The following is a 22371-nucleotide window of genomic DNA, read 5'->3' as shown; positions in this document are numbered from 1 at the left end:
CAGGGACTCCCTGCCCCGGATGGATTCCATGTTCTGGCTGCTGACCTTGCTCGCGTACCTGATCGGTTCGCTGTCATTCGCCATACTGCTCAGCCGCTTGGCCGGGATACCCGACCCGCGCGCCGGTGGCTCCGGCAATCCCGGCGCCACCAATATGCTTCGTCTGGCCGGCAAGCGCCTGGCGATCTGCACGCTGTTCGGCGATCTGCTCAAGGGCCTGCTGCCCGTCCTGCTGGCCGCCTCGCTGGACATGAGCGTTCAGCAGCAGGCCTGGATCGGTCTGGCGGCGGTCTGCGGCCATCTCTATCCGTTGTACTTCCGTTTTCGCGGCGGCAAGGGCGTAGCGACCGCCGCTGGCGCCCTGCTTGCGCTCTACCCGCCGGCCGCATTGCTGGCCATCGGCGCCTGGCTGCTGGTATTCCGCCTGACCCGCACCAGCTCGCTGGCAGCCCTGATCGCCCTGCCGCTCTGCCTGCCGCTGCTGGCCTGGCAACAGCCCGGTGCGTTGCTGCCGATGAGCCTGCTGGCAACGCTGATTGTCTGGCGTCACCGCAGCAATGTGCGCGATCTGTTCGCTGGCCGGGAACGGCACTTCTAGGTCGATGCGGTTCAGATCGCCGGCAACGTCTCCATCGACCAGCGTGGCTGCACGGCGATCGCCGGCCCATCATGCTGGCCCGCCAGCAGGCGTTGACAGCCAGCGTAGGCGATCATCGCGCCGTTGTCGGTACAGAAACGTGGCCGTGCGTAGAACACCTGCCCCTTGAGTTCGGCAAGCATCGCTTCCAGCGCCTGACGCAGCGACTGGTTGGCACTGACCCCTCCGGCGATGACCAGCGATTTCAGCCCGGTCTGCTTCAGCGCCCGTCGGCATTTGATGGTCAGCGTCTCCACCACCGCCTGCTGGAAGGCCAGCGCGATGTCGCAGCGGGTCTGCTCGCTGTCGTCACCGGCATCGCGGCACTGCTGCCAGGTATTGAGTGTGAAGGTCTTCAACCCGCTGAAGCTGAAATCCAGCCCCGGCCGATCAGTCATCGGGCGCGGAAAGACGAAGCGCCCCGGTGTGCCCTGCTCGGCCAGCCGTGCGATCTCCGGCCCGCCCGGGTAGCGCAGGCCCATGAGTTTGGCGGTCTTGTCGAACGCCTCGCCCGCGGCATCGTCCACCGACTCGCCGAGCAGCTCGTAGCGGCCGATGCCATCCACACGCACCAGCTGCGTATGCCCGCCAGACACCAGCAAGGCGACGAACGGAAACGCCGGAGGCTGCGCTTCGAGCATCGGCGCCAGTAGATGGCCTTCCATATGATGCACGCCGACCGCCGGTACCCCCCAGGCCAGCGCCAGCGCCTGAGCGCAGGACGCACCGACCAGCAGGGCACCGACCAGGCCCGGGCCGGCCGTGTAGGCCACCGCGTCGATCTGCCCCGCCTCGCGGCCGGCCTCGGCCAGCACCTGACGGATCAGCGGCAGCATGCGTTTCACGTGATCACGGGAAGCCAGCTCCGGCACCACGCCCCCGTAGACGCGATGCAGGTCGATCTGGCTGAATAGCGCGTCGGCCAGCAGGCCCTGTTCGCTGTCGTAAAGCGCGACACCAGTCTCGTCGCAGGACGTTTCTAACCCCAGCACCAGCATGGGTTCAATCTTCCGGAAGGCGAATGAAGCCGTGCATATTAATCGTCGGGCCGGTCGACCGACCAGCGCTTTTCGATCAGGGGCTTTGCATTCCACCATTGGAGCGGGTAACATCCGCAACCCTTAAAACCAGCGTGCTTGCGAGTCATTGCCGAAGCGCGTTGCCACCGGTAATCAAGTGAAGGTAAGTCCTGGATGCCCGCTGTCAAAGTTAAAGAGAATGAACCCTTCGACGTAGCACTGCGTCGCTTCAAGCGCTCCTGCGAAAAAGCCGGCGTTCTGGCCGAAGTCCGTTCGCGCGAGTTCTACGAGAAGCCGACTGCCGAGCGCAAGCGCAAGGCTGCTGCCGCAGTCAAGCGTCACGCCAAGAAAGTGCAGCGCGAGCAGCGCCGTAGCGTCCGCCTGTACTGATCCAGTACAGCTGACGTCGCATCAAACCCGGCTTCGGCCGGGTTTTGCATTGCATGCAGACTCCGCTTCGCCAGCCGGCGAAAGGCCGGAGTTTTTTCATTTCCGGCGCATGCTTTGCGAGCGTAATCTGATACCCCTATGGCCGGACTGATCCCCCAATCCTTCATCGATGACCTGCTCAACCGCTCCGACATCGTCGAGGTGGTCGGTTCGCGCATCCAGCTGAAGAAGACCGGCAAGAACTACAGCGCCCTCTGCCCTTTCCACAAGGAAAAGACGCCGTCCTTCAGCGTCAGCCCGGACAAACAGTTCTACTACTGCTTTGGCTGCGGCGCCGGCGGCAACGCCCTCGGCTTCGTCATGGACCACGACCAGCTGGACTTCCCCCAGGCGGTCGAGGAGCTGGCAAAGCGCGCCGGCATGGAAGTCCCCCGCGAGGACAGCGGGCGCAAGCATAAGCCCCGTCAGCCGGTCGATTCGCCGCTCTATCCGCTGCTCGCCGCCGCCGCCGACTATTACCGTCAGGCGCTGAAGAGTCACCCGACGCGCAAGGCCGCGGTGGAATACCTCAAGGGCCGCGGACTGTCCGGCGTCATCGCCCGCGACTTCGGCCTGGGCTTCGCGCCGCCCGGCTGGGACAACCTGATGAAGCATCTCGGCGGCGATGCCCTGCAGCAGAAGGCGCTGATCGATGCAGGCCTGCTGATCGAGAACGCCGAGAACGGCAAGCGCTACGACCGCTTTCGCGACCGCGTGATGTTCCCCATCCGCGACAGCCGCGGCCGGGTGATCGCCTTTGGCGGCCGGGTGCTGGGCGACGACAAGCCCAAATATCTCAACTCGCCGGAGACCCCGGTATTCCACAAGGGCCAGGAGCTCTACGGCCTCTACGAAGCGCGCCAGGCCAACCGCGATCTCGACGAGATCATGGTGGTCGAGGGCTACATGGACGTCATCGCCCTGGCCCAGCAAGGTCTGCGCAACGCCGTCGCCACCCTGGGCACCGCCACCAGCGAGGAACACCTCAAGCGCCTGTTTCGCATCGTTCCCAGCGTGCTGTTCTGCTTCGACGGCGACGCCGCCGGCCGCAAGGCCGCCTGGCGCGCACTGGAGGCAACATTGCCGAACCTGCAGGACGGGCGCCGCGCACGCTTCCTGTTCCTGCCGGACGGCGAAGATCCGGACACCCTGGTCCGCACCGAGGGCACCGACGCCTTTCGCGCCCGCATCCAGCAGCACTCGCAGCCACTGGCCGACTACTTCTTCCAGCAACTGAGCGAAGAAGCCGATCCACGCTCTCTGGAAGGCAAGGCTCACCTGGCCACGCTCGCCGCACCGCTCATCGAAAAGATTCCAGGCAACAACTTGCGCGCGCTGATGCGCCAGCGCCTCGCCGAGATCACTGGACTGAACGGCGAAGCACTGCAGCACATGGCCGCTGCGCCCGTAGCCGCACCCAGCAGCACGCCGACCTACGACGACTACACCTACTACGACGCCAGCCCGGCCTACGGCGAGCCCGACCACTTCGAGCCACCGGAACCGGTGCAGCCGCAACCGCGCAGCGGCAAGCCCGGCAAGAAAGAGTGGAAAAAGGACTGGAAAAAAAACGGCCAGGGTCCAGACTTAATGCCACGCGGGCCGCGCACGCCCGCCACGGTCGAGCCCCCGGCACTGACCACCCTGCGCACCCTGCTGCACCATCCGGAGCTGGCGCAGAAGGTGGAAGACGTCAGTCATTTTGCCGCAGAAGACGATACCTACGCCCAACTGCTAGTGGCGCTGCTCGGCACCCTGCAGAAAAACCCAAGGCTGCGCAGCCTGCAGCTGATCGCCCGCTGGCACGGCACGGATCAGGGTCGACTTTTACGCGCACTGGCAGAGAAAGAATGGCTGATCTCTGCCGATAACCTTGAACAGCAGTTTTTCGACACCATTAATAGCCTTGCCGCCAGACAGCGGGAACGGCGCCTCGAAAACCTGCTGCGCAAGGCTCGCCAAGGTGAACTCAGCGCAGAGGAAAAAGACCAACTGCGTAACCTATTGAGCCGCAACGCAATACCCGCTACACCGACCTCAACTGGCGCGTGAGGTCCTAGCTCGGCTATAATGCTCAGCTTGTTTTCAGCCCGCCAGAACCTTCAGTGGATAGGGTTATATGTCCGGAAAAGCGCAACAGCAGTCCCGCCTCAAAGAGTTGATCCAGCGTGGCCGTGAGCAGGGTTACCTGACTTACGCCGAGGTCAACGACCACCTGCCGGAGGATATTTCCGATCCGGAACAGGTGGAAGACATCATTCGCATGATCAACGACATGGGCATCAACGTATTCGAGACCGCTCCGGATGCCGATGCCCTGTTGTTGGCCGAAGCCGATACCGATGAAGCTGCCGCCGAAGAGGCCGCCGCTGCACTCGCCGCGGTCGAGACCGACATCGGCCGCACCACCGACCCAGTGCGCATGTACATGCGCGAAATGGGCACCGTCGAACTGCTGACCCGCGAAGGCGAAATCGAAATCGCCAAACGCATCGAGGAAGGCATTCGCGAAGTCATGAGCGCGATCGCCCACTTCCCCGGCACCGTCGACAGCATTCTCGCTGACTACGAGCGCGTGACGAACGAAGGCGGCCGCCTGTCCGACATCCTCAGCGGCTACATCGACCCCGACGACGACGGCGCCGCCGCGCCTCAGGAAGTCGAGCCGCAGACGCCGCAGTCCACCAGCAAGCCGGTGGACGATGACAAGGACGACGAGGACGAAGAAGAGTCCGAGAGCGAAGAAGAAGAAGGCGACGGCGGGCCCGATCCGGAAGTCGCGCGCCTACGCTTCGGCGCGGTCGCCGAACAGCTTGAAAAAGCCAACAAGGCCCTCAAGAAGCATGGCCGCGCCAGCCAGCAGGCTACCGAGGAACTCGAAGCCCTCGCCATCCTGTTCATGCCGATCAAGCTCGTGCCCAAGCAGTACGATGCCCTGGTCGAGCGCGTGCGTGACGCACTGAGCCAGATCCGCGCCCAGGAGCGAGCCATCATGCAGCTGTGCGTGCGTGATGCCCGCATGCCACGCGCCGACTTCCTGCGCCAGTTCCCGAACAACGAGACCAATCTCGACTGGGCCGAGCAACTGGCTGCCGGCAAGAGCAAGTACGCCGAGGCCATCGGCAACCGCAAGGAAGACATCCAGCGCTGCCAGCAGAAGCTGATCGAGCTGGAACAGCAGTGCGAGCTCGCCATCGCCGACATCAAGGACATCAACCGTCGCATGTCCATTGGCGAGGCCAAGGCCCGTCGGGCGAAGAAGGAGATGGTCGAGGCCAACCTGCGCCTGGTGATCTCCATCGCCAAGAAGTACACCAACCGCGGCCTGCAATTCCTCGACCTGATCCAGGAAGGCAACATCGGCCTGATGAAGGCGGTGGACAAGTTCGAATACCGCCGCGGCTACAAGTTCTCGACCTACGCCACCTGGTGGATTCGCCAGGCGATCACTCGCTCCATTGCCGACCAGGCGCGGACCATCCGCATCCCGGTGCACATGATCGAGACGATCAACAAGCTCAACCGCATCTCCCGCCAGATGCTGCAGGAAATGGGCCGCGAGCCCACGCCCGAGGAGCTTGGCGAGCGCATGGAAATGCCCGAGGACAAGATCCGCAAGGTACTGAAGATCGCCAAGGAGCCGATCTCCATGGAAACGCCGATCGGTGACGACGAAGACTCGCACCTGGGCGATTTCATCGAAGATTCGGCCATGCAGTCGCCGATCGACGTGGCCACCGTGGAAAGCCTCAAGGAAGCCACCCGCGAAGTGCTCTCCGGCCTCACCGCCCGCGAAGCCAAGGTGCTGCGCATGCGCTTCGGCATCGACATGAACACCGACCACACCCTCGAGGAAGTCGGCAAGCAGTTCGACGTCACTCGCGAGCGGATTCGTCAGATAGAGGCCAAGGCGCTGCGCAAGCTGCGCCACCCGACGCGAAGCGAGCACCTGCGCTCCTTCCTCGACGAGTAAATCCAACCCCCGGCATGCCGGGGGTTGTTTTTTGTCCTCCTCACCGTCTTGCGGCCCGCTTCGATTGGCGCCGCCGCAATACCGCCGGTATAATCCGCCGGCCTTCTGGGGGCCTATAGCTCAGTTGGTTAGAGCAGAGGACTCATAATCCTTTGGTCCACGGTTCGAGTCCGTGTGGGCCCACCACCTTCAAAGCCGCGCACCGCGCGGCTTTTTCGTTTATCCCTTTTATTGATGACGCGATTCGCGGAGACCTTCGTTCCGGCTCTTCGCTTACCAGCCGTGTTGACCGCAGACTAATAACCAGATCGCATATAAACAGCAGGAAAGGTTTCTGGACTCTCTAAGCTGACGTCTCTATCTTGCGCCGCGGGCTCGTTGTTTCGACGCGCCGCAGTTGCCATCCTTAAGGACGTCCATGCTCCCAGAATCGCTGCCGCTGTTGTTCGTCTGCGCCCTGCTGATCTGGCTACTGGTGGCGTTCGTTCGGGAAACCTGGAGCCCGGATATCGTCGTCGCGATCGCCGTGGCCGTCCTGCTGGCGACGCAGCTACTGACGCCGGGCGAAGTGCTGAGCGTGCTATCCAACTCGGCGCCGGTGACGATCGCCTGCATGTTCATCATTTCTGCTGCGCTGGAACGCACCGGCTGCATCGACGCACTGGGCACCTGGCTCGGCGACCTGGTCGGCACCAGTCCCACACGGGTGCTGTTCGGGCTGACCATTACCGCACTGGTGATTTCCGCTTGCCTGAACAATACCCCGGTGGTCGCGATCCTCACGCCGGTCGCGATTTCGCTGGCCAAGCGCGCCGGCACCACACCGTCCAAGCTGCTAATCCCACTGTCCTACGCGACCATCCTTGGCGGCACGCTGACAATGATCGGCACCTCGACAAACATCCTCGTCGATGGCGTCGCGCGCAAGGCCGGTCTCGCGCCCTTCGGCATGTTCGAGATCACCGCAGCCGGGCTGATCATGGCTGCAGCCGGCATGGCCTATCTGCTGACTATCGGCAAGCATCTGCTGCCGGAACGCGACACGCTGTCCAAGCTGCTCGGCCCACGCCTGGATCGCAACTTCATGACCGAGCTGCGTGTGCCGCTCAACTCGCCGGTGATCGGCAAGACCATCGCCGAGGCCAACCTCAACGGCGGCAGCGGCCTGCAGGTTCTGCAGGTGAACCGCAATGCGCAGCTGTTCAGCCGCCCGGAGCATGACTTCACCCTGACCGCCGGCGACCTGTTGATGATCCATGGCCAGGTCAAGGATGTAGTGGAACTGCGCGAAAGTGGCCACCTGACCTTCAATCGCGGTGATGCCTTCGAAACCATCAGCAGTGAGGATGTGATCCTCGCCGAGGCCATCGTCGGTCGCGGTTCGCGCTACAGCCACCGCCCGATGCGCGACCTCGACCTGTCGGCGCGCTACGGCATCAACGTACTGGCCGTGCACCGCCAGGACGAAAACATCCAGGGCAACTTCGATGACTTTCAGCTGCAGTTCGGCGACGTGATGCTGGTCGAAGGCAGCCCGGCGCAGATCAAGCGCTTTGCCGACAACGGCGAACTGATCAGCCTGAATGCGGTGCAGGAGCGCGCATTCCGCCGTGACAAGGCTCCGATCGCCATCATCGCGACACTCGCCGTGATGCTGCTGGCGGCTTTCGGCGTGATGCCGATCGAAGGGCTGGCGATCATTGGTGCCGCTGCCGTACTGGCGACGCGCTGCCTGGACGTAGAGGATGCCTACAAGGCGGTCGACTGGAAGATTCTCAGCCTGATCTTCGGCATGCTGGCCATCAGCATCGCCATGGACAAGGTGGGTCTGGTGCAGCTGATCGTTCAGAACGTCGCCACGCTCACGCCCTGGGCCGGCCCGCTGTTCATGCTTTCGTTCATCTACCTGCTGACCTCGCTGCTCACCGAGATGCTGTCGAATAACGCGGTGGCGGTGCTGATAACCCCGATCGCCATCGGTCTCGCGCAGCATCTGGGCGTCGATCCGCGGGCGTTCGTGGTCGCCGTGATGTTCGCCGCCAGCGCCAGCTTCGCCACCCCGATCGGCTACCAGACCAACACCTTCGTCTACAACGCCGGCGGCTATCGCTTTACCGACTTCCTCAAGGTGGGCATACCGCTGAACCTGCTGCTCTGGGTCGTGGCCACGTTGGTCATCCCGCTATTCTGGCCGCTCACGCCGCTCTGACGACAAGGCTTGCGCTGGGTCATTGACCGGCCAGGCGTTCAGTTTCATGCTCTCGGGCCTTTGCCCCCGACGAACAAGAACAAGGAGCGCGCCATGAAACTGGAAACCCTCGCCATTCATGCAGGCTATAGCCCGGACCCGACCACCCGGGCCGTGGCGGTACCGATCTACCAGACCACCTCTTACGCGTTCGATGACACTCAGCACGGCGCCGACCTGTTCGATCTGAAGGTGCCGGGCAACATCTATACGCGCATCATGAATCCCACCACCGACGTGCTCGAGCAGCGGGTAGCGGCACTAGAGGGCGGCGTGGCCGCACTGGCCGTAGCCTCGGGGATGGCAGCGATCACCTACGCCATTCAGACCATCACCGAGGTCGGCGACAACATCGTCTCGGTAGCCAAGCTCTACGGCGGCACCTACAACCTGTTCGCCCACACCCTGCCGCGCCAGGGCATCGAGGTGCGCTTCGCCGCCCACGACGACATCGCGGCCCTGGAAGCGCTGATCGACGAGCGTACCAAGGCGGTGTTCTGCGAATCCATTGGCAACCCGGCCGGCAACGTGATCGACCTCGTCGCCCTGGCCGAAGCCGCGCACCGCCACGGCGTGCCGCTGATCGTCGACAACACCGTCGCCACACCCATGCTGTGCCGGCCCATCGAGCACGGCGCGGATATCGTCGTGCATTCGCTGACCAAGTACATGGGCGGCCATGGCACCAGCATCGGCGGTATCGTCGTCGACTCCGGCAAATTCCCTTGGGCGCAGTACAAGGAACGTTTCGCGCTGCTGAACACGCCGGACGTGTCCTACCACGGCGTCACCTACACCGAGGCCTTTGGCCCTGCCGCCTTCATCGGCCGCTGCCGCGTTGTGCCGCTGCGCAACATGGGCGCGGCGATTTCACCGTTCAACTCGTTCCTGATCCTGCAGGGGCTGGAAACCCTCGCCCTGCGTATGGAGCGCCACTGCGAAAACGCACTCAAGGTCGCCGAATTTCTCCAATCCCACCCACAGGTGGCATGGGTCAAGTACGCCGGCCTGCCGGATCATCCCGAACACGAACTGGCACGCCGCTACATGGGCGGCACGCCGGCCTCGATCCTCTGCTTCGGCATCGAAGGCGGCATGGAGGCCGGCGCACGGTTCATCGATGCACTCAAGCTGGTGGTGCGCCTGGTCAACATCGGCGATGCCAAGTCCCTGGCCTGCCATCCGGCGAGTACCACGCACCGCCAGCTGAATGCCGACGAACTGGCCCGCGCCGGCGTGTCGCAGGACCTGATCCGGCTGTCGATCGGTATCGAGCACATCGACGACATCCTCGCCGACCTGGCCCAGGCACTGGCCGCATCCAAGGGTTGAGACGGCGCGCAGCTTGATATCCGCCAGCGAGGCTCCACATTATCGGCATATCGCCGAGGGAGCCTCGCCATGACCGATTCGCTGATCGTCCCCTGCGCACATTGCGCCAGCCTCAACCGCATTCCATCCGATCGCGTACATGACGCGCCACGCTGCGGGCGCTGCAAGTCCGAGGCGCTGCCGGACCAACCCTTCGACCTGCAACAGGGCCAGTTCGCCAACCAGATCAAGGGTGACCTGCCGCTACTGGTGGATGTCTGGGCCAGCTGGTGCGGCCCCTGCCGCAGCTTTGCCCCGACCTTCGCCCAGGCCGCGCGCCAGCTGCAGGGCCGCTGCCGCCTGGCCAAGCTCGACAGCGAAGCCAACGCACAACTGTCGACGCAGCTCGGCATCCGCTCCATTCCGAGCCTGATCCTCTTTCGCGAAGGCCGCGAAGTCGCGCGCCAGAGCGGTGCCATGCCGCTGCCACAACTGCTGGCCTGGCTGGCACAGCAGGGCGTGCGCTGACGGCATAAACGTCAGGCGACAACCAGAACATCGCCAAGTTCCGTCCACAATTGCGACCTCCCATCAGGATATGTGTCGCAATGTTTGCCTAGCCATCATGGCACTTGGATAATGCCCGCACTTTTCGAGCGGCACTTCCAATGCAAGTAACACACGGACGTCTATGCGCTGGCCCCACGAGAGCCGCGCAGGCATGAGCGCAATACGCTTCGACATCGACCAATGGCAGGCCTGGGCCCCGGGCTGTGCCTGCCATGCCGACTGGTCGCGCTGGGCATTGGCCAGCGTCTGGCCGGACGCTCCAGACGCGCAGCCGGACGTATCCATTCTGCCCGCCATGCAGCGTCGACGCTTGAGCCGGCTGGCGCGCATGGTCTTTGCCGTCGCCGCCCCCCTGGTCGAAGACCAGCCGCCGATGCCGCTGGTGTATGCCTCGCGACACGGTGAAACCACCCGCAACTTCGCCCTGCTCAGCGACCTGGCCGAGCAGCAACCGCTTTCGCCGACCCAGTTCAGCCTGTCGGTGCACAACGCCATCATCGGCCTCTGGTCGATCTTTCAGGGCGACCCCAGCGAAATGACGGCCCTCGCCGCGGAAGGCGACGGGCTCGAGCACGCGTTCCTCGAAGCCGCGCTGCTGTTGAACGAAGGTGCGCCGGCCGTTCTGCTGGTGATCGCCGAGGAAACGCCGCCAGACGCCTATCGACCCTGGATTGATGATGTCCAGATACCCTACGCGCTGGCGCTGCGACTGACCGCCGGAGACACCTGGCAACTGCAACTGCAATCGGCCGACGAGCCCGCCGTGACAGCATCCGCACCACATGCGCTGGAGCTGATCCGGGCATTGCTCGATGGCCGCTCCCAACTCACGCATCAATGGAAGACGCGCAGATGGAACTGGCAGCGGACGCGCTGAAGCGGCCCAATGTGCCGTGGCTGTGGCGCCTGATTGCCACCGGGCTGTCGTTCGCCTTGTTCGGCATCGGCGGGCTGTGCCTGCGCATACTGGTCTTCCCGCTACTCGCGCTGCTGCCTGGCGACGCCATCACCCGACGCAGCCGTGCACGGCAAACGGTCAGCCGGCTGTTCTGGCTGTTCGTACAGTTCATGTACCGCAGCGGCGTGCTGACCTATGAGGTCGAAGGTGCCGAGCGCCTCGGTCGCCCGGGCCAGCTGATCATCGCCAATCATCCTTCGCTGATCGATGTGGTGGTGCTGATCGCACTGATCCGCGACGCCAACTGCGTGGTCAAGCAGAGCCTGTGGGACAACCCGTTCACCCGTGGGCCGATCCGCGCCGCGCAGTACATCAGCAACAACGGCAGCGCCGAGATGCTCGACGAAGCGGCCGAAGCCCTGCAGCAGGGCCAGACGCTGATCATCTTTCCCGAGGGCACCCGCACCACGCCCGGCCAGCCGCCGCAGTTTCACCGCGGCGCAGCGGCCATCGCCCTGCGCGGCGCGCGGCTGGTGACGCCAGTGGTGATCAGCGTGACACCGACCACCCTGACCAAGGCCGAGCCCTGGTACCGCATCCCCTCGCGGCGCTTCCACTTTCATCTGCGCGTGGGCGACGACATCGACCCGCAGGCATTCGCCGCCCTGGGCGCCGCCCCGATCGCCTCGCGCCGCCTCAACGACCATCTGCACCGACACTTTATAAAGGAGCTCGCACTCGATGAGCCAACTGACGCTTGAAATCAAGCAACTGATCATCGACGCCCTGGGTCTGGAAGACCTCGGCCCGGACGACATCGACGCCGACCAGCCGCTGTTCGGCGAAGGGCTCGGCCTGGATTCGGTGGACGCCTTGGAACTGGGTCTGGCGATCCAGAAGCGCTTCGGCATCAAGATCGACGCCGACGCCAAGGACACCCGCAAGCATTTCGCCAGCGTCGACAGCCTGGCAGCCTTCGTCAGCGCCAGTCGCGCCATCGCCTGAGGAATATCTGCCGTGAACAGCCGTAACGAGATTTTCCAGACCCTGCGCGACGCCCTGGTGGAACTGTTCGAACTCGAACCCGAGCGCATTACCCTCGAAGCCAACCTCTATCAGGACCTGGAGATCGACAGCATCGACGCCGTCGACCTGATCGACCACATCAAGCGCCAGACCGGCAAGAAGATTGCCGCCGAGGAGTTCAAGGCCGTGCGCACCGTGGGCGATGTCGTCGAAGCGGTTTATCGACTGACCAACGCGGAAACTGCCTGACAGACAAGACAACTGCGCCGGTGCGGCGCAGGGACTGACTGGGCCGCACATGCAGCGCGCCCCAAGGCACTTTGCGGAACCGACCGATGCTCTCACGTTCACCCAGGATGCCAGCCGGCACCGCCCGGCTGGCGGGGCTCGCCCTGTTGTTCGCCGGGCTGGCCTACCCCTTCGCCGTCTACTTCGGCATTGAACACCTGTCGCCACGCGCCTTCGCCGCGCTGCTCGGGGCGCTCTGGCTCGCCCGTCTGCTGAGCGCCGGCCGCTCAGCCAGCCGCTGGACCGCCGCTGTGGCGCTGCTGTTCTGCCTGCTGCTGGCGCTGCTCGACGACAGCACGCTGCTGCGCTGGTATCCGGTGCTGATCAATGTCGCCATGCTCGTACTGTTCGCCGGCAGCCTGTTCAGCGGGATGCCGGTCATCGAGCGCCTGGCGCGACTGCAGGAGCCCGAGCTGCCGGCCTCCGGCGTGCGTTATACACGGCAGGTGACCAAGGCCTGGGTAGCCTTCTTCATCCTGAACGGCACGATCGCCGGCGCACTGACGCTGTGGGCGCCGCTGAGCTGGTGGACGCTGTACAACGGCCTGATCGCCTATGTGCTGATCGGCCTGCTGTTCGCCGGCGAATGGCTGGTTCGCCAGTACGTGAAGGATCGCGCATGAGCTGGCTTCCTCTTACCGAACTGCTGCTCGAGGTCGATCCGCGGTCAGTGACCAACCAACCGCCACTGTCACTCGAACAACTGCAGCAGCAGGCACTGCGACTGGCCGGCGGGCTTCGACAGCGCGGGGTGAGAAACCTCGCTGTACATCTGGAAGACGCGGTACAACTGGCGATCGCCCTGCTCGGCGCCTGGCGTGCCGGCGCGCGGATCCTACTGCCAGCCGACCTGCAACCCGCGAGCCGCGCGCGGCTGAGGCCGCACGTGGAGCTCTGGCTGACCGATCAGCCTGGCGACTGCAGCCTGACGGACCTCCTGGCTGCGCCACTCGCCCCTGCAGAGCTCGATCCCGAGCTGCTCGGCCTGACGCTCTGCACCTCCGGCTCCAGCGGCGAGCCCAAGCTCATCGACAAGCACCTGTACCAGCTGGCCAACGAAGTCGAAGCGCTGGAAGCGCTGTGGGGTGCCGACCTCGGCGATGCGGCAGTGATCGGCAGCGTCGCCACGCAGCACATCTATGGACTGCTGTTTCGGCTGCTCTGGCCGCTTTGTGCCGGCCGACCATTGCTGCGTCGTGCATTGCCGTTCGCCGAAGATATGCAACTGGCCAGCCGCGCGCAGCCGACGTTCTGCTGGGTGGCCAGCCCCGCCCTGCTCAAGCGCATGGGCGACAACCTCGATTGGCCGGCGCTGCGCCAGGTGCGCCGAGTGTTCTCCTCCGGCGGGCCGCTGCCGGCCGAGGCCGCGCAAGTGCTCCAGCAGCGTCTCGGTCAGTGGCCAACGGAAATCTATGGCAGCTCCGAAACCGGCGGCATCGCCTGGCGCCAGGGCGGCGAACGCTGGCAGCCACTGCCGGGTATCGAACTCGATCAAGACGAACAGGGTGCGCTGAGTGTGGCATCGCCCTGGCTTGGACACGGACATGTGGAGCAGACCGCCGATGGCGCCGACCTGCACGCCGATGGCCGCTTCACCCTGCGCGGCCGGCTGGATCGCATCGTCAAGCTGGAGGAGAAGCGCATTTCGCTGCCGATGCTGGAGAGCGCACTCATCGAGCACCCTTACATTAGCGAGGCTCGGCTCGGCGTCATTCAGGACAATCGCGCCTATCTCGGTGCGCTGGTGGCGCTGAGCGAGGCCGGTACTTTCGCCCTGCGCAATCAGGGCCGCCGCACCGTTACCCAGACGCTGCGCCAACATCTCAGCGCCCACTGCGAGGCGCTGGCGCTGCCGCGACGCTGGCGACTGGTTCGCCAACTGCCGAGCAATTCCCAGGGCAAACTGCCTCAAGCCGAGGTGGATACGCTGCTGCAGGCGCCACGCCCGCGCGAACCGGAACGCCTGCAGCAGCAATGGCAGGACGATCACTGGCAGATTGACCTGCAAGTGCCGCTGGACCTGGCGCACTTCAGCGGCCATTTTCCACGTACGCCGGTGCTGCCCGGCGTTGTCCAGATCGAGTGGGCAATGGGTCTCGCGCGCGAACTGATACAGCGGCGACTGTAACCGCGGTAGTCACCCCTCCCGCACAGCCGGAGGAAGATTGGTTCAAGCCCTGCGCGGTGATCCCGGTCTACAACCACGAGCGCAGCCTGCCCGCTGTGGTTGCCGCGCTGCGTGCGGCGGATCTGCCCTGCGTGCTGGTGGACGACGGTTCCTCCCCGACCGCAGCGGCAGTCATCGACAAGCTGGCCGAGCAGACCGGCGTCTTCCTGCTCCGCCATCCGCACAACCAGGGCAAGGGCGGCGCGGTGATCAGTGGCCTGCGCGAGGCCCGGCGACTGGGCTTCAGCCATGCGCTGCAGGTCGACGCCGACGGCCAGCACGACCTGTCCGGTGTCGAGCTGTTCCTCGACCGCGCCAGCCAGGCGCCGGACGCGGTGATCTGCGGCTATCCGCGATACGACGCCAGCGTGCCCAAGGGGCGCCTGTATGCCCGCTACCTGACCCATGTCTGGGTCTGGATCAACACCCTGTCGCTGGCGATCCGCGACTCCATGTGCGGCTTCCGTGTCTACCCGCTGGAGCCGACTTTGGCATTGCTCGACCGCGTGCGCCTGGGCCGGCGCATGGATTTCGACACCGAGATCCTGGTGCGCCTGCACTGGCAGCAGCAGCCGATGGTCTGGCTGCCGACGCGGGTGCATTACCCGGCCGATGGCGTCTCGCACTTCCGCCTCTGGCTGGACAATGCACTGATCTCCGCCATGCATGCCCGGCTGTTCTGCGGCATGCTGCTGCGCGCGCCAAAACTGCTCGCCCGGCGCCTGCAGCGATGAGCGAAGCCCCGATGCCCTCGCACTGGGTGGCGCAGCGCGAGCGCGGCAGTTTCGCGCTGATGCGCCTGACCGCCTGGGCGGTACGGGTACTTGGTCGGCGCACCATGGCGCCGCTGCTGTATCTGATCGTGCTGTATTTCTATCTGTTCGGCCGCAGCGCCCGTGACAGCGCGCGCCAGTATCAGGGCTACCTGGCGCGCTGGAGCGGTCGCGCCGAACTGCAGCCGAGCGCACGCTCGGTCTATCGCCAGTTCATGAGTTTCGCCGAAGCGCTGCTGGACAAGCTGGATGTCTGGAGCGGGCGCGTCGGGCGGGAACGCCTGGTGATCCACGACCCGGCGGACCTGCACGCCAGCCTCGCCGGGCCGCGCGGTCAGCTGCTGGTCGGCTCGCACCTGGGCAATCTGGAGATCTGCCGGGCCCTGGCGGAGATCGGCGGCGAAGTACGGATGAACGTGCTGGTGCACACCCGTCACGCCGAGCGGTTCAATCGCCTGCTGGACCAGTCCGGCGCCGACAACCTGCGCCTGATCCAGGTCAGCGAACTGGACCCGGCAACCATGCTGCAGCTGTCCCAGCGCCTGGAGCGTGGCGAATGGCTGGCCATTGCCGGTGATCGGGTGCCGCTGCATGGCGGGCGCACCGCCATCGCGGACTTCCTCGGTCAGCCGGCAGCCTTTCCCCAGGGGCCCTGGCTGCTTGCCGGCCTGCTGGAATGCCCGGTGAATCTACTGTTCTGTCTCAAGCAGGACGAGCGCTTCCATGTGCATCTCGAGCCCTTCGCCGAACGCATCCGCTGGCGCCGCGCCGACCGCGACGCGGTGATCGCGCAGGCAGTGCAGCGCTACGCCGACCGCCTCGCCGCGCGCTGCCTGGAGGCGCCGCTGCAATGGTTCAACTTCTATCCCTTCTGGAACACACAGGACCCGCGTCGTGACTGAGCCCGTGATCTTTGGCGAAAACCTTCTGCGCATCGAGGACGTGCTGGCCGTGGCGCAGCGCCGTGCGCCGGCACGGCTGCAGGCGGACGAGCCCTTTCGCAGCCGCATCACCCGCGGCGCGCAGTTTCTCGACACCCTGCTGGACCGCGAAGGCGTGATCTACGGCGTTACCACCGGCTATGGCGATTCCTGCGTGGTGGCGGTGCCGCTGCATCAGGTCGAAGCGCTACCGCAGCACCTGTTCACCTTTCATGGCTGCGGGCTGGGCAAGTTGCTGGACGCCGAAGCCACCCGCGCCGTGCTCGCCGCGCGCCTGCGTTCGCTGACCCATGGCATGTCCGGTGTACGCATCGAGCTGCTGGAACGCATGCAGGCATTTCTCGAACACGATGTGCTGCCGCTGATTCCTGAAGAAGGCTCGGTCGGCGCCAGCGGTGACCTGACCCCGCTGTCCTATGTCGCTGCAGCGCTGGCCGGCGAGCGCGAGGTGCTGTATCGCGGCGAGCGCCGCAGCGCCGCCGAAGTGCATCGCCAGCTCGGCTGGACACCCTTGACCCTGCGCCCCAAGGAGGCGCTGGCGTTGATGAACGGCACCGCGGTGATGACCGGCCTCGCCTGCCTGGCCTACGCCCGCGCCGACTACCTGCTGCAGCTGGCGACCCGCATCACCGCACTGAACGTGATCGCCCTGCAGGGCAACCCGGAGCACTTCGACGAGCGCCTGTTCGCCGCCAAGCCGCATCCTGGGCAGGCTCAGGTCGCCGCCTGGATTCGCCAGGATCTGGCCATCGATGCGCCCGCTGCGCCGCTGCATCGATTGCAGGACCGCTACTCCATCCGTTGCGCGCCCCATGTGCTCGGCGTGCTGGCCGACAGCCTGGTCCTGCTGCGCCAGTTCATCGAGACCGAACTGAACAGCGCCAACGACAACCCGATCATCGATGCCGATAACGAGCGCGTGCTGCACGGCGGGCATTTCTATGGCGGGCATATCGCCTTTGCCATGGACAGCCTGAAGAACCTGGTGGCCAACGTCGCCGATCTGCTCGACCGCCAGCTCGCCCTGCTGGTCGACACGCGCTACAACCACGGCCTGCCGAGCAACCTCTCCGGCGCGCCGGCCGCCACGGCGATGATCAACCACGGCTTCAAGGCGGTGCAGATCGGCGCCAGCGCCTGGACCGCCGAAGCGCTGAAGAACAGCATGCCGGCCAGCGTCTTCTCGCGCTCCACCGAATGCCACAACCAGGACAAGGTGAGCATGGGCACCATCGCCGCCCGCGACGCGCTGCGCAGCCTGGAGCTGAGCGAGCAGGTCGCCGCGGCCACGCTGCTCGCCGCCCAGCAGGGCGTCTGGCTGCGCCAGCGCCAGGAAGACGCGCGCCCGCTGCCCGCACCACTGGCGGCCATGCACAGCGAACTGGCGGCGACCTTCCCCCCGCTGATCGAAGACCGCGCGCTGGAAGGCGAACTGCGCCTGTGCCTCGCACAGATCCGCAACCGCCACTGGAGGCTTTATGCGTAAGGACGGCGTAGTGCAGGCCGAGGTCGAGATGCTCGTGCCGTTCTTCGATGTCGACTCCATGGACGTGGTCTGGCACGGCCACTACGTCAAGTACTTCGAGGTCGCCCGCTGCGCGCTGCTCGAACGCATCGGCCACAACTACCAGCAGATGCGCGACGCCGGCTATGCCTGGCCGATCATCGATGTGCAGCTGCGCTACATGCGCGGCGCCCGCTTCAACCAGCGCATCGTGGTGCGCGCCGACCTGGTGGAATGGGAGAACCGCCTGAAGATCAACTACCTGATCCGCGATGCCGAAACCGGCGAGCGCATGACCCGCGGCAGCACCGTGCAGGTCGCCGTGGAGATCGCCAGCCGCGAGATGCTGCTGGCCTCGCCACGAGTGTTCGTCGACGCGGTGGAGCGCGCGCTGGCATGATCCCGACCATCAAGAAATGGCTGGCCGCCGCCGTCCTGCTGATGGTCACTACCATCGCCACGGCGCAGCCCTTTGACCTGCCACAGCTCGCCGAACAACTGAGCGGGCCGGCCGTGGTACGTGGCGACTTCATTCAGGAAAAGCACCTGCGTGCCTTGCCGCAGCCCCTGACCAGCCAGGGCCGGTTCGTGCTCGCCCGCGACCATGGCCTGCTCTGGCTGTTGCAGCAGCCGATCCGCCAGGACTATCGCATCACCCCCCAGGGCATCGCGCGGCGCGGCGAGCAGGGCTGGCAGGCGGTCGACCCGCAGGGCGGTTCGGCCCGGCAGAACCAGCTGTTCCTCGCCGTGCTGAGCGGCGACACCCAGGCCCTGCAGCGCGACTTCGACCTGCAGCTGAAAGGCGACCCCGACGCGTGGCGTCTGCAGCTGACCCCTCGCGGCGCGCTGCTCAAGCAGATCTTCGCCGACATCGAGATCCAAGGCGGTGAGACGGTGACGCGGATCGAGCTGCACGAGACCCAGGGCGATCGCACACTGATCCGTCTGCTCGACAGCCAGACCGACCTCGCCCTCACGGCCCGCGAGCAACGCGATCTTGCCGACTGAGCGCCTGCAGCCCCGCCGCTGGCCGGCCGCGCTGTTCTGCCTGGCGCTGCTCGGCCTGCTGGCGCTGAGCGCCTGGCAATGGCGCGACGGCCCGCCGCTGAGTGCCAACCTGCTGCAGCTCCTGCCCGACGCGAGTCACGACGCGCTCGAAGGGCTGGCGACCGAGCGCATGCAGGAGCCGCTCAAGCGCGACCTGATGCTGCTGATCCGGCATGACGACGAGCGTGAAACCTGGCGCCTGACTGAAAGCCTGGCAGCCGAACTGCGTGGCAGTGGCCTGTTCGCCCAGGTGCGCGAGCGGGTACAGCCCGATCTGCCGGCGGTCGCGCGCCAGCTGCGCGAGCAGTCCCTCGGATTGCTTGGCGATACCGAGCGCCAGCAGCTCATCGAACATCCCGCGCGGTTCGTCCAGCAGCGCATCGAGCGCCTCTACGACCCCTTCGCCGCCAGCCCGCTGCCGCTCGAACAGGACTGGTTCGGCATCGCCGGCCTGGCCCTGCAACGGTTGCCGCAGCTGGGCAACGTTCGCGCCGAGAGCGACGGCAGCCTGGTCGCCGAACATGCCGGTCAGCGCTGGCGGGTGATACACGCGCGGGCGCAAGGAGATGCCTTCGACGAGGATTCGCCGCAGCAGATGGCAACCCTCGTCGAACGGGCTCGTTACGACATCGAAGCGGCGGGGGGCGAGCTGCTGAGTGCCGGCGGCGTGCTGCATGCTGCCCATGGCCAGCGCTCGGCCCGCGCCGAGGCGAGCCTGATCGGCAGCCTGTCGCTGGGTGCCACCCTGCTGCTGTTGCTCTGGCTATTCCGCACGCCGCGCATCCTCCTCGCCGCCTTGCCGGTGCTGGTCGGCGCGCTGTCGGGGGCGGCCGCCTGCATCGCGCTGTTCGGCCAGATGCACGTACTGACCCTGGTGCTCGGCGCCAGCTTGATCGGCGTCAGCCTGGACTTCCCGCTGCACTACCTCTCCAAGAGCTGGACCCTGCAGCCCTGGCACGGCCGGCGCGCGCTTGGTCTGATCCTGCCGGGACTGGCGCTGGCCCTGCTAACCAACCTGATCGGTTATCTCGCGCTGGCCTTCACGCCTTTCCCGGCACTGACCCAGGTGGCAGTGTTTTCTGCAGCCGGCTTGCTCGGCGCCTTTCTCTGCACCACCTGCCTGCTGCCTGTGCTGTTCAGCGGCTATCTGACCCCTTGGCCGCGCCCGCTGGGCTGGGCGCAGCGCTGGCTGCAGCTGAGGCAGGCGTTACTGGCGCGCATCGCCACGCCCTGGCTGCTGGCCGGCCTGGGGCTGTTTTGTCTCGGCGGCGTGTTGCAGCTTTCGTTCAAGGACGATCTGCGCCAGTGGGTCAACCGCGCGCCGGCACTGCAGCAGCAAGCCGAGCGTATCGCTGCGATCACCGGTTTCCAGCCCACCAGTCAATATTTCCTCGTGCGCGCGGAAAATGCCGACGCCCTGCTCGAGCGTCAGGCGCAGCTGAGCCGCCGCCTCGACGCTCTGCAGACCGACCAGCGGCTGGTTGGCTACCTAGCCCTGAGCCAGCTGGTCGCACCGACTACCGAACAGAACCGCCTGCGCGCCGCCCTGCCGCACCTGCTTGCAGCCAGCCAGCCGCTCGCCGTCCTGGGTGCCGCGACGAGCAACCTGCAGGCCGAGATCGAGCGCCTGCAGGCACAGCCAGCGGTGACCATCGAGGCGGCGCTGGCAGGCCCGTTGGGCGAGCCCTGGCGCGCGCTCTGGCTCGGCGCGCAGAACGACGGCGTCGCTGGGCTGATCAGCCTGCAGGGCCTGCGCGACGGAGTCGCCCTGGAACACATCGCTGAAGACGTGCCCGGCACGACACTGGTCGATCAGCCGGCCCGCCTCAACCAGCTGTTTGCCGAGACCAAGCTTCAGGCCGGCGAACTCAAGCTGCTCGCCAGCCTGCTGATCTTTGCCCTGCTCTGCTTTCCCTTCGGCCCGGGCGGCGCCCTGCGTTGCCTGGCCGTGCCCCTGCTGGCCTCCCTGGCGAGCCTGGCCAGTCTCGGCTGGCTCGGTCAGCCGCTGACGCTGTTCGGCCTGTTCGGCCTGCTGCTGGTCACGGCGATCGGCGTGGATTACGCCATTCTGATGCGCGAGCAGATTGGCGGCGCCGCGGTCAGCCTGGTCGGCACCCTGCTGGCGGCCACCACCACCTGGCTGTCGTTCGGCCTGCTGGCGGTGTCCAGCACGCCGGCGGTGAGCAACTTCGGCCTCACCGTCAGCCTCGGCCTGGCATTCAGTTTTTTCCTGGCCCCCTGGGCCATCCATCAGCAAGACACACCACCACAGGCAGGGAGGCCGTATGGCGCCGCTTGAGACGCAACACCGTGAAGTCGTGATCATCGGAGCCGGCCCTTCCGGCGCAATCGCTGGCGCGCTGCTCAAGCGCAAGGGCCACGACGTGCTGATCGTCGAACGCCAGCGCTTCCCGCGCTTCTCCATCGGCGAAAGCCTGCTTTCGCACTGCCTGGACTTCATCGAGGAAGCCGGGATGCTCGAGGCGGTGCGCGCGGCGGGCTTCCAGACCAAGCACGGCGCGGCCTTCGGCTGGGGGGAGCGCTATACGGATTTCGACTTCCGCGACAAATTCACTGCCGGCCACGGCAGCACCTATCAGGTCCAGCGTGCCGACTTCGACAAGCTGCTGGCCGACCAGGCCGAGCTGCAGGGTGTGGAGATTCGCTACGAGGAGGAAGTCACCGCGGTGGACTTCACCGGCGAACGACCCTGGCTGCAGATTCGCCGGGCCGATGGCAGCGAGTACCGCGTCGATGCCGCCTTCGTGCTCGATGCCAGCGGCTACGGCCGTGTGCTGCCGCAACTGCTGGATCTGGAAGCGCCATCGGGCTTCCCGGTGCGCCGGGCGATCTTCACCCATATCGAGGACCGTATCGACGATCCACGCTTCGACCGCGAGAAGATCCTTATCACCACCCATCCCGAGCTGCGCGATGTCTGGTACTGGACCATCCCGTTCAGCAATGGCCGCTGTTCGCTGGGTGTGGTCGCCAGTGCCGAGCGCTACGAAGGCCGGCCGGTCAATCTCGATGCCTGCCTGCGCGAATTCGTCCAGGAGGCACCGAACCTCAGGCGCATCCTCGCGAATGCCGAATGGGACACCCCGGCACGCCTGATCGGCGGCTACTCGGCCAACGTCAAGAGTCTGCACGGTCCGGGCTTCGCCCTGCTGGGCAACGCCGCCGAGTTTCTCGACCCGGTGTTTTCCTCCGGCGTGACCATTGCCATGCGCTCGGCACACATGGCCGCGGCCGTGCTGCATCGCCAGCTGAGCGGCGAAACGGTGGACTGGGAGACCGAGTTCGCCGCGCCGCTCAAGCGCGGCGTCGATACCTTCCGGACCTACGTGGAGGGTTGGTACGATTGCAGCTTCCAGGACGTGATCTACTACGAACACGCCCAGCCGGAGATCCGCCGGATGATCAGCTCGATCCTCGCCGGCTATGCCTGGGACGAAAAGAACCCCTATGTCGCCGAACCCAAACGCCGCCTGCGCGTACTGGCCGAACTCTGCTCGGCGGGTGCCGGTGTCTGAGCGG

General features: G+C 65.7%; 21 protein-coding genes and 1 tRNA gene. 21 read left to right on the top strand and 1 reads right to left on the bottom strand.

The annotated features are described in order from the left end of the window. Positions 1-28 precede the first annotated feature (28 nt). On the top strand, positions 29-598 hold the full coding sequence (gene plsY / locus OUY36_RS03395; protein WP_063539649.1) for a glycerol-3-phosphate 1-O-acyltransferase PlsY: 570 nt from the start codon (positions 29-31) through the stop codon (positions 596-598). Between the two features lie 11 nt (positions 599-609). Here plsY and tsaD read toward each other — a convergent pair whose 3' ends face one another. Continuing rightward, positions 610-1635: a tRNA (adenosine(37)-N6)-threonylcarbamoyltransferase complex transferase subunit TsaD gene (gene tsaD / locus OUY36_RS03390; RefSeq protein WP_152480808.1), complete on the bottom strand. Its 1026-nt coding sequence runs from the start codon at positions 1633-1635 to the stop codon at positions 610-612. 195 nt (positions 1636-1830) lie between these two features. Here tsaD and rpsU point away from each other — a divergent pair, with 195 nt between their 5' ends. From rpsU to OUY36_RS03290, 20 genes are all read left to right on the top strand, one after another. Then, complete coding sequence (gene rpsU / locus OUY36_RS03385) at positions 1831-2046, top strand: 30S ribosomal protein S21 (protein WP_003290642.1); 216 nt, start codon at positions 1831-1833, stop codon at positions 2044-2046. Positions 2047-2184: 138 nt separating this feature from the next. Further along, positions 2185-4137, top strand: a complete 1953-nt coding sequence (dnaG, locus tag OUY36_RS03380) for a DNA primase (RefSeq protein WP_152480807.1) — start codon at positions 2185-2187, stop codon at positions 4135-4137. 67 nt (positions 4138-4204) lie between these two features. Next, positions 4205-6058 (top strand): RNA polymerase sigma factor RpoD, encoded by a 1854-nt coding sequence (gene rpoD, locus OUY36_RS03375; RefSeq protein WP_063539646.1) that lies wholly within the window; start codon positions 4205-4207, stop codon positions 6056-6058. A gap of 109 nt (positions 6059-6167) precedes the next feature. Next, positions 6168-6244, top strand: a tRNA-Ile gene (locus OUY36_RS03370). Positions 6245-6476: 232 nt separating this feature from the next. Next, on the top strand, positions 6477-8267 hold the full coding sequence (locus OUY36_RS03365) for an SLC13 family permease (protein ID WP_063539645.1): 1791 nt from the start codon (positions 6477-6479) through the stop codon (positions 8265-8267). Between the two features lie 93 nt (positions 8268-8360). Continuing rightward, positions 8361-9638: a bifunctional O-acetylhomoserine aminocarboxypropyltransferase/cysteine synthase gene (locus OUY36_RS03360; RefSeq protein WP_267936775.1), complete on the top strand. Its 1278-nt coding sequence runs from the start codon at positions 8361-8363 to the stop codon at positions 9636-9638. Between the two features lie 69 nt (positions 9639-9707). Further along, complete coding sequence (trxC, locus tag OUY36_RS03355) at positions 9708-10145, top strand: thioredoxin TrxC (protein ID WP_200595960.1); 438 nt, start codon at positions 9708-9710, stop codon at positions 10143-10145. Positions 10146-10338: 193 nt separating this feature from the next. Then, the gene (locus OUY36_RS03350; protein ID WP_267936774.1) at positions 10339-11064 is read left to right on the top strand and encodes a beta-ketoacyl synthase chain length factor; all 726 of its coding nucleotides are present in this window, start codon (positions 10339-10341) and stop codon (positions 11062-11064) included. Beyond that, positions 11040-11846 carry a lysophospholipid acyltransferase family protein gene (locus OUY36_RS03345; protein ID WP_230726049.1) on the top strand — a complete coding sequence of 269 codons (807 nt, stop codon included), beginning with the start codon at positions 11040-11042 and terminating at the stop codon, positions 11844-11846. Before OUY36_RS03350 ends, OUY36_RS03345 begins: the two co-directional genes overlap by 25 nt. After that, positions 11827-12090 carry a phosphopantetheine-binding protein gene (locus tag OUY36_RS03340; protein ID WP_063539640.1) on the top strand — a complete coding sequence of 88 codons (264 nt, stop codon included), beginning with the start codon at positions 11827-11829 and terminating at the stop codon, positions 12088-12090. The genes OUY36_RS03345 and OUY36_RS03340 overlap by 20 nt, the downstream gene beginning before the upstream one ends. Before the next feature lie 12 nt (positions 12091-12102). Next, entirely contained in the window at positions 12103-12360 is a 258-nt protein-coding gene (locus OUY36_RS03335) for an acyl carrier protein (protein ID WP_003301004.1), read from the top strand. 86 nt (positions 12361-12446) lie between these two features. Beyond that, on the top strand, positions 12447-13022 hold the full coding sequence (locus OUY36_RS03330; protein ID WP_267936773.1) for a hypothetical protein: 576 nt from the start codon (positions 12447-12449) through the stop codon (positions 13020-13022). Continuing rightward, positions 13019-14527: an AMP-binding protein gene (locus OUY36_RS03325; protein ID WP_267936771.1), complete on the top strand. Its 1509-nt coding sequence runs from the start codon at positions 13019-13021 to the stop codon at positions 14525-14527. The genes OUY36_RS03330 and OUY36_RS03325 overlap by 4 nt, the downstream gene beginning before the upstream one ends. Before the next feature lie 56 nt (positions 14528-14583). Continuing rightward, positions 14584-15300, top strand: a complete 717-nt coding sequence (locus OUY36_RS03320) for a glycosyltransferase family 2 protein (protein WP_267936770.1) — start codon at positions 14584-14586, stop codon at positions 15298-15300. Further along, positions 15297-16241, top strand: coding sequence for an LpxL/LpxP family acyltransferase (locus tag OUY36_RS03315; RefSeq protein WP_267936769.1), 945 nt, complete (start codon positions 15297-15299; stop codon positions 16239-16241). Before OUY36_RS03320 ends, OUY36_RS03315 begins: the two co-directional genes overlap by 4 nt. Further along, complete coding sequence (locus tag OUY36_RS03310) at positions 16234-17766, top strand: HAL/PAL/TAL family ammonia-lyase (protein ID WP_267936768.1); 1533 nt, start codon at positions 16234-16236, stop codon at positions 17764-17766. The genes OUY36_RS03315 and OUY36_RS03310 overlap by 8 nt, the downstream gene beginning before the upstream one ends. Further along, the gene (locus OUY36_RS03305; protein WP_267936767.1) at positions 17759-18184 is read left to right on the top strand and encodes an acyl-CoA thioesterase; all 426 of its coding nucleotides are present in this window, start codon (positions 17759-17761) and stop codon (positions 18182-18184) included. The genes OUY36_RS03310 and OUY36_RS03305 overlap by 8 nt, the downstream gene beginning before the upstream one ends. Next, positions 18181-18792 (top strand): LolA family protein, encoded by a 612-nt coding sequence (locus OUY36_RS03300; RefSeq protein ID WP_267936766.1) that lies wholly within the window; start codon positions 18181-18183, stop codon positions 18790-18792. The genes OUY36_RS03305 and OUY36_RS03300 overlap by 4 nt, the downstream gene beginning before the upstream one ends. Next, a complete protein-coding gene (locus tag OUY36_RS03295) occupies positions 18782-21130 on the top strand; it encodes an MMPL family transporter (protein WP_267936764.1) in 2349 nt (782 codons plus the stop codon). The genes OUY36_RS03300 and OUY36_RS03295 overlap by 11 nt, the downstream gene beginning before the upstream one ends. After that, on the top strand, positions 21117-22367 hold the full coding sequence (locus OUY36_RS03290) for an NAD(P)/FAD-dependent oxidoreductase (RefSeq protein ID WP_267936762.1): 1251 nt from the start codon (positions 21117-21119) through the stop codon (positions 22365-22367). Before OUY36_RS03295 ends, OUY36_RS03290 begins: the two co-directional genes overlap by 14 nt. Positions 22368-22371 lie beyond the last annotated feature (4 nt).

Source organism: Stutzerimonas sp. R40042 (genome assembly GCF_026642215.1).
GTDB lineage: Bacteria > Pseudomonadota > Gammaproteobacteria > Pseudomonadales > Pseudomonadaceae > Stutzerimonas > Stutzerimonas frequens.
This window is presented reverse-complemented; position numbering and strand designations above follow the sequence as displayed.

Excerpts from the sequence above, each read along its gene's own strand:
- plsY (WP_063539649.1), top strand. The coding sequence starts at position 29 with ATGTTCTGGCTGCTGACCTTGCTCGCGTACCTGATCGGTTCGCTGTCA.
- tsaD (WP_152480808.1), bottom strand. The coding sequence starts at position 1,635 with ATGCTGGTGCTGGGGTTAGAAACGTCCTGCGACGAGACTGGTGTCGCG.
- rpsU (WP_003290642.1), top strand. The coding sequence starts at position 1,831 with ATGCCCGCTGTCAAAGTTAAAGAGAATGAACCCTTCGACGTAGCACTG.
- dnaG (WP_152480807.1), top strand. The coding sequence starts at position 2,185 with ATGGCCGGACTGATCCCCCAATCCTTCATCGATGACCTGCTCAACCGC.
- rpoD (WP_063539646.1), top strand. The coding sequence starts at position 4,205 with ATGTCCGGAAAAGCGCAACAGCAGTCCCGCCTCAAAGAGTTGATCCAG.
- OUY36_RS03365 (WP_063539645.1), top strand. The coding sequence starts at position 6,477 with ATGCTCCCAGAATCGCTGCCGCTGTTGTTCGTCTGCGCCCTGCTGATC.
- OUY36_RS03360 (WP_267936775.1), top strand. The coding sequence starts at position 8,361 with ATGAAACTGGAAACCCTCGCCATTCATGCAGGCTATAGCCCGGACCCG.
- trxC (WP_200595960.1), top strand. The coding sequence starts at position 9,708 with ATGACCGATTCGCTGATCGTCCCCTGCGCACATTGCGCCAGCCTCAAC.
- OUY36_RS03350 (WP_267936774.1), top strand. The coding sequence starts at position 10,339 with ATGAGCGCAATACGCTTCGACATCGACCAATGGCAGGCCTGGGCCCCG.
- OUY36_RS03345 (WP_230726049.1), top strand. The coding sequence starts at position 11,040 with ATGGAACTGGCAGCGGACGCGCTGAAGCGGCCCAATGTGCCGTGGCTG.
- OUY36_RS03340 (WP_063539640.1), top strand. The coding sequence starts at position 11,827 with ATGAGCCAACTGACGCTTGAAATCAAGCAACTGATCATCGACGCCCTG.
- OUY36_RS03330 (WP_267936773.1), top strand. The coding sequence starts at position 12,447 with ATGCTCTCACGTTCACCCAGGATGCCAGCCGGCACCGCCCGGCTGGCG.
- OUY36_RS03325 (WP_267936771.1), top strand. The coding sequence starts at position 13,019 with ATGAGCTGGCTTCCTCTTACCGAACTGCTGCTCGAGGTCGATCCGCGG.
- OUY36_RS03315 (WP_267936769.1), top strand. The coding sequence starts at position 15,297 with ATGAGCGAAGCCCCGATGCCCTCGCACTGGGTGGCGCAGCGCGAGCGC.
- OUY36_RS03305 (WP_267936767.1), top strand. The coding sequence starts at position 17,759 with ATGCGTAAGGACGGCGTAGTGCAGGCCGAGGTCGAGATGCTCGTGCCG.
- OUY36_RS03300 (WP_267936766.1), top strand. The coding sequence starts at position 18,181 with ATGATCCCGACCATCAAGAAATGGCTGGCCGCCGCCGTCCTGCTGATG.
- OUY36_RS03290 (WP_267936762.1), top strand. The coding sequence starts at position 21,117 with ATGGCGCCGCTTGAGACGCAACACCGTGAAGTCGTGATCATCGGAGCC.